Here is a 5,910-nt window from a genome sequence, read left to right as displayed (position 1 = left end):
CACGTTGAAGACGGTGCCGCTGGCCACGTACTTGAAGCGCAGCGCGTCAGCGGCGGGCACGGTGCCGGTGAAGGCGTCCAGCGTGATGTAGCCGTCAGCGCCTTGCACCGGCGCTTCGAGGCCGACGCTGATCTGGCCAGTGGCCGAGTAATAGAGGCGAACCGGGCTGCTGGTGGCCACACGCGGCCACTTGACCATGCTCTTGTTCAGCCACACGGCGCGGGCGTCGGTGCTGGAGACCTGGCGCAGGTCCGGCGGCGCGAAGTAGACGGTGGCGTCGCGCTCCACCAGCCAGATCTGGCCGACCTGGTTCTGGATGTTCAGCGCGGCGTACTCGACATGGATGTTGTCGTTGCGGCCGTCCTTGTCGTTCTCGTTGGGCGGCATGCCGTGGATGATGAATTCCAGGGCCTTGCGGTTCACGTCGCCCTGCGGGTTCAGCACGGGGATGTCGAACACGACTTCGCCGTCACCGACCGCGTAGCCGGGCATGGCGCTCAGCGGGACGGGCTGGCCCCAGTTCTCGATGTTGACGCCGGCGGGCAGTGCCGGAGCGTTCAGGCCGCTGCCGTTCCACAGATGCAGGCCCCAGGCGCTGTAGCCGCTGTCGAAGCGCTTGTAGTGCACGCGCAGGGTCTTGATGTCGGGCGCGGGCAGCAGCAGCGGGTTGCTGGCGTAGCTGGTGCTGTCGCCTGCCAAGCGCCAGATCTCGTTGGCGCCGGCCAGGAGCGCATAGCTCTGGTCGGCGCCGCCGTTGTCCTTGTTGTCGCCGTTGTGCAGCAGGAAGCCGACGGTGCCGCTGCCCGCGGCCAGGGGCACGTCGTAATAGACGCCGAAGTCGTCGCTGCCGGCCGCGTTCCAGCCGCCGTTCCAGTTCGGGCTTTGGGCGGCGTTCCAGGTGTGGATCTGCCAGCCGGCGTAGTCGCCGCCCGAGCGGCGGTAGTGCACGCGCAGCGAGGTGGCGGGTGCACCGGGCGTAGCCACGGCGGCAATCTTGGCGCGTGGCGCCTGCTGGGCGACTGGCACGCCGGCCAGCAGCTCAACGCCGCTGCTGTCTTCGGCTGCCGCGCTGCTGACGCTGCTCATGGTGGCCTGTGGTTCGACGCTCCCGCCGCCACAGGCCCCCAGCAGCGCCAGCGCGCCGATTGCCAAGCCCGTGATCGCCTGTCGCGCCTGCAGCGCCCAGCCTGCCCATGCCTTCATGTCGTGCACTCCTTGGAAGTGCGCGGATGCTATTGAAGCAAAACTACATATGGAAGCTGGTGAAATCCCGAGGGGAAGTTCATGAATTTCCACTATGTATAGAGAGATTCGCCCAGAAGGATCATGGATCTATTTGATCTATGTGTAGTTTTATTTCAATCATGATGCCTTGCGTCTGGAAGGAAACGAAAGATGTGACGACTGAGGAAATCGTGAGGATGACTCACGACATGCGGGCAGCGCAGGACTAAGCTTCAACCAGGAGACTGCAGCGAGAGCAGGGGACTGCCATGAACAAGATCCGTACCTTGAGCGCCGCCCTGGCCGTGATCGCCACGGCGGTCGGCCTGAGTGGCTGCGCCGTCGAAACCAGGCCACCGCCGACCACCGACGTTTTCGTCGATTCCGCGTTCAAGCCGCCCAGCGTCCACATCGATGCGCAGGAGGCGCTGGCTCTGAGCCCGGCGATGAAGCGCTTCGCCGAGACGGAGATGGCCAGCGAGATCCGCAACAAGGGTCTGCGCGATGGCCTCATCGACGCCCTCTACACCAAGGGCCGGCTGCAGCTGGACTACGACGCCGAGAACACCCGCACGGCGGCCGAGGCCTTCGAGGCCAAGCGTGGCAACTGCATGTCGCTGGTGCTGATGACGGCGGCCTTCGCCCGCCACCTGAACATGCCGGTGCGCTTCAACAGCGTCTTCCTGGAAGAGAGCTGGACCCGTTCCAACGGCATCTTCTTCGTCGCCGGCCACGTCAACATCAGCCTGGCCCGGCCGCTGGCCGTCGGCCGCACAACCGTCTTCGGTGACCCGGAGCTGCTGACCATCGACTTCCTGCCGCCCGACCAGGTGCGCGGCCATCGCGGCCGGGTCGTCGACGAGTCCACCATCCTGGCGATGTTCCTGAACAACCGTGCCGCTGAGGCGCTGACGGTGGGCAAGGTCGATGACGCCTACTGGTGGGCGCGCGAGGCCATCCGCACCGATGCACGTTGGCTGTCGGCCTACAACACCCTGGCCGTGCTCTACCGCCGCAAGGGCCTGATGGACCGCGCCGAGGCGACGCTGCGCCTGGTGCTGGATCGCGAGCCGCTCAACACCCAGGCAATGTCCAACCTCGTTCTCGTGCTCAGCGACACCGGTCGCCGGGAGGAGGCTCTGGTCTATTCCAACCAGCTCGCCCAAATCCAGCCCATCGCGCCCTACAAGTTCTTCGACGAAGGCTTGGCGGCCATGCGGGCGGGCGAGTACGCGGCCGCTCGCCAGCTGTTCCGCAAGGAGTTGGCGAGAGCAGCCTATGTGCCCGAGTTCCATTTCTGGCTGGGCCTGGCCAACTACGGCATGGGCGATGTGTCGGGTGCGCGCGGCGAGATCGCCAAGGCGCTGGAGAACAGCGCGACGGTCAAGGACCGTGAGATGTATGGCGCCAAGCTGGCCTGGCTGAACGAGATCCGCGAGCAGCAGCGCCAGCAGCGCATACCGCTGCGAGGGCCGGCGGGATCCTAGTCGCCATCAGATCGCAGCGAGCCCGTGCCGGGCTCGGGCCCGGGCACAGGCCTCGTCACCAATGCCCATGGGCGCCCGCTCGCCGAACTCGCGGCAGGGCGAGGGGCGCCACTCGTGGATGCCGCAGCTGGCCTTCACACCCACCTTGCCGCTGAGTGCCGCGCAGCGCGGCTGGGCATGGTCGGTGCCGCGCATGCGCACCAGGCGCCCGGTGAGCTCCACCGCCAGGCCATCGGGCACGCGGCCGCCTTCGCTCTCCAGCTCGCTGCGGTCGAAGTCGACCCGAAAGCTCGCGCAGCAGGCGCCGCAGCTCAAACAGGGGTTGTCACTCATCCAGCCAGTGTAGGCAGCGGTGAGACACTGGATCGCTCCCACCTCATCCCAGCCCACCATGCGCGCATTCCTTGGCACCCTCCTGCTGCTGGCCGCCGGCGCAGCCCAGGCCGCGGATCTGACCGTCACCGTGATGGATCGCAACGGCAAGCCGCTGGCAGACGCCGTCGTGCTGGTCGACAGTGCGGTGCAGGGCCTGCGGCCCACCACGGTGATGGAGGCGACCGTCGTGCAGGAGAAGCTGCGCTTCGTGCCCACGGTCAGCGTCGTCGGCCTGGGCGCCAAGGTCAGCTTCAGCAACCTGGACACCTGGGACCATCACGTCATCCTCGGGCTGATGGGCGCCGGCGGTGTCTACGTCGACCCGGGCCAGAACACCCAGTTCCGCCTTGCCGGCCGCGTTGGCAACAAGCCACCCGCCTCTGACAGCAAGGTGCTGGGCCAGCCCGGCGCCTATCTGCTGGGTTGCCACATCCACGGCTCCATGCGCGGCCACATCTACGTGGCCGACACGCCCTGGGCCAAGCTCGGCGGCGAGGACGGCAAGGCTGTGCTGCAGGGGCTGCCGGAAGGCCCGGCCCGAGTGCGCATCTGGCACCCCGACCAGCTCGTCGAAGGTTCGCCGACGGACGTGAAGGTCGCCGCCACCGGCAGCGCGGTGACGATCACCACGCAGATTGCTCCGGCGCGCAAGAAGCGGCCCGCGGGCGATCCGTACTTCGGGGGCTAGTGAGCGAAGGGGTTCGCCGTCGCGAACCACAGGCCGATGCCGGTGGCGATGATGAAGGCGCCATCGGTCACGCCGACCGCCAGAAAGAACTTGGTCTGCAGCTCGGGCGCGATCTCGGGCTGGCGAGCGATGCCCTCCAGCAGCTTCATGCTGGCCAGGCCGATGCCCAGGCAGGAACCGAAAGCGGGAATGCCGATCAGCAGCGCGACGGCGAGGGGCAGGACATCGAAGGCGGGCATCTTGGTTACTCCTTTGTGTTGGCGAGAAGGAGTCTGGCCGGGTCTTTGCGGCGCGTCGATGACCTCGGAAGTCATTGAGTTCAGTCGCCGGTTCAGGTCAACTGGAGGCTTCCTTCTTCCTTTTTGTCAGCCGCCTGCTGGCTCGCGCACGACGGTGACCGTGCAGTCCGACTCGGCCACGACCTGGCCCGACACGCTGCCCAGGTAGCGCCGGATCGCTGAGGCGCCGCGCGCGCCCATGACGATGTGGTCCACGCCGTTGCGGTGGGCGAAATCCACCAGCGCGTTGGCCACGTCGGGCGCCTCCAGCACATGGAAGGTCAGCCGGCCGTCTGCCAGGTTCAACGCCTTGCTGATCGGGCGCGCCCAGTGCTTGAGCGCGATGAGCTGCTTCACGTGCAGGCTCTGGCCGTGCTGGTCGATCAGCTCGTCGATGCCGATGCGGTTGACCTTCATGACGGACACACAGGCCAGCCGCGCGCCGGCCTCGGTCTGCACGATGCGGCGKACSGTCTCGCACAACTGCGCCCGCAACTCGGGCGTCCCGCGGTCCAACTCCACCGCGGCCATCACGATGGGGCTGCGCGCGAGCTGCTGGCCGGCCGGTCCGGCGGGGGCGGGTTCGGCACCCAGGGCGAAGAACCAGCGCTTGAGCCTGAGCATCGCGCCGCTCACCCTCAGCTTCTCGGCGCGCGCTGTCAGCGCCACGCCGGCGGGTTCGCGCAGGTCCAGCGCGAGCTGGGCGGCGCTCTGGTAGCGGCGCTCGGGCTTGACCTCCAGGCAATGCAGGATGACTTCCTGCAGCCAGGGCGGCAATTCGGGGCGGATGGCGCGCGGCGGCACGGGCTCGACGAAGAGGCGCCGGCGCAGGCCGCGCACCGAGTCCGGCTGGCCGAAGGGGCGCTCGCCGGTCGCCAGGTGATAGAGCATGACGCCCAGGGCGAACAAGTCGCTGCGCGGATCGTTGCGCACGAACTGCACCTGCTCCGGGCTCATATAGGGCCCCGTGCCCATGGGCAGCGTGAACTCCTCTTCGAGCAGATCGGGCAGTTGTTCATGGCGGCTGAGGCCGAAGTCGACCAGCACGGCCGTGCCGTCGGCGCGGAACATGATGTTGCTGGGCTTGATGTCCAGGTGCACGACGTACTGGCGATGCAGGGCGGCCAGCGCTGTCGCGACGCGGGCACCGATGTCGGCCACCTCCTCAGGCGGCAGCGGCGCATCGTCCAGGCGCGGGCGCAGCGTGTCGCCGGGGATGCGCTCCATGACGATGAAGGCCTGGCGTGTCCAGTCGCCGCGGGCCACGAAGCGCGGCACATGCGGGCCGCTGAGCTGCGGCATCAGCATCTGCTCGACCTCGAAGCCGACGATGGTGGCCGGGTCCTCGCCGCCCTTGATGCGCGGCACCTTCATTAGCAGTTCGATGCCGTCATCGGCGCTGCTGTCACTGCCTTCCACACGGCTGACCCGCCACAGGTTGGCCATGCCGCCCTGGTGCAGGCGAGCCTCCAGCCGGAAGCCGTCCAGCACCTGGCCGGCTTCGAGTGGCGCGGGTGGAGCGGGTGGCAAGGGTGGGTTGGTGGTCATCACTCTCCGCGGGTGAGGCGGCCCGCCAGGCGCTCGGCAATCAGCGGCGGCAGGTCGGTTGCGCGCAGGGCCGCGACGGCCGCGTCAACGTCGTAGGCCACACGCTGGAAGGTGATGCGGGCATCGTCCAGATCGGACTTGCCGGGGTCGAGCAACGCGTAGCAGGCCGCCGGATTGCCGTCACGCGGCTGGCCGCAGGAGCCGGGAATGACCAGCCACTGGCGGTGCGCCGGCAGCGGCATGGGCACGCCGGCCACCGGCCGGAAGTCGCCCGCCTTGCCGGTGCCGGAGAGGTGGAAGAGCATGGGCT

General features: G+C 68.0%; 6 protein-coding genes and 1 pseudogene. 2 read left to right on the top strand and 5 right to left on the bottom strand.

Annotated elements, in window-relative coordinates; all coding sequences use genetic code 11:
- Positions 1 to 1,203: pullulanase-associated domain-containing protein (locus AC1DU6_RS17730; RefSeq protein ID WP_477858630.1), on the bottom strand; the 1,203-nt coding region annotated here is incomplete at its 3' end.
- Between the two features lie 290 nt (positions 1,204 to 1,493).
- On the opposite strand from AC1DU6_RS17730, the gene AC1DU6_RS17725 reads away from it, so the two are divergent.
- Positions 1,494 to 2,711: a tetratricopeptide repeat protein gene (locus AC1DU6_RS17725; protein WP_056201840.1), complete on the top strand. Its 1,218-nt coding sequence runs from the start codon at positions 1,494 to 1,496 to the stop codon at positions 2,709 to 2,711.
- Positions 2,712 to 2,717: 6 nt separating this feature from the next.
- Here AC1DU6_RS17725 and AC1DU6_RS17720 read toward each other — a convergent pair whose 3' ends face one another.
- Entirely contained in the window at positions 2,718 to 3,044 is a 327-nt protein-coding gene (locus AC1DU6_RS17720) for a YkgJ family cysteine cluster protein (protein WP_056201843.1), read from the bottom strand.
- Positions 3,045 to 3,102: 58 nt separating this feature from the next.
- Between AC1DU6_RS17720 and AC1DU6_RS17715 the strand changes: the two genes are divergently transcribed.
- On the top strand, positions 3,103 to 3,774 hold the full coding sequence (locus AC1DU6_RS17715) for a cupredoxin domain-containing protein (RefSeq protein WP_457323548.1): 672 nt from the start codon (positions 3,103 to 3,105) through the stop codon (positions 3,772 to 3,774).
- Here the strand turns inward: AC1DU6_RS17715 and atpE are convergent.
- The 3 genes and pseudogenes from atpE to AC1DU6_RS17700 all read right to left on the bottom strand — a co-directional run.
- The gene (gene atpE, locus AC1DU6_RS17710; protein WP_056201848.1) at positions 3,771 to 4,013 is read right to left on the bottom strand and encodes a F0F1 ATP synthase subunit C; all 243 of its coding nucleotides are present in this window, start codon (positions 4,011 to 4,013) and stop codon (positions 3,771 to 3,773) included. The genes AC1DU6_RS17715 and atpE overlap by 4 nt on opposite strands.
- Before the next feature lie 126 nt (positions 4,014 to 4,139).
- A complete protein-coding gene (locus AC1DU6_RS17705; protein WP_477858628.1) occupies positions 4,140 to 5,600 on the bottom strand; it encodes a protein kinase domain-containing protein in 1,461 nt (486 codons plus the stop codon).
- Positions 5,600 to 5,910 (bottom strand): annotated as a pseudogene (locus tag AC1DU6_RS17700) (hypothetical protein); the annotation flags it as partial. The gene AC1DU6_RS17705 and the pseudogene AC1DU6_RS17700, both read right to left, overlap by 1 nt.

This window comes from Roseateles sp. P5_B10, from assembly GCF_056400485.1.
This window is presented reverse-complemented; position numbering and strand designations above follow the sequence as displayed.

What these genes read in the sequence shown, in the direction of transcription:
- atpE (WP_056201848.1), bottom strand. Translation starts at nt 4,013, where the DNA reads ATGCCCGCCTTCGATGTCCTGCCCCTCGCCGTCGCGCTGCTGATCGGC.
- AC1DU6_RS17725 (WP_056201840.1), top strand. Translation starts at nt 1,494, where the DNA reads ATGAACAAGATCCGTACCTTGAGCGCCGCCCTGGCCGTGATCGCCACG.
- AC1DU6_RS17715 (WP_457323548.1), top strand. Translation starts at nt 3,103, where the DNA reads ATGCGCGCATTCCTTGGCACCCTCCTGCTGCTGGCCGCCGGCGCAGCC.
- AC1DU6_RS17720 (WP_056201843.1), bottom strand. Translation starts at nt 3,044, where the DNA reads ATGAGTGACAACCCCTGTTTGAGCTGCGGCGCCTGCTGCGCGAGCTTT.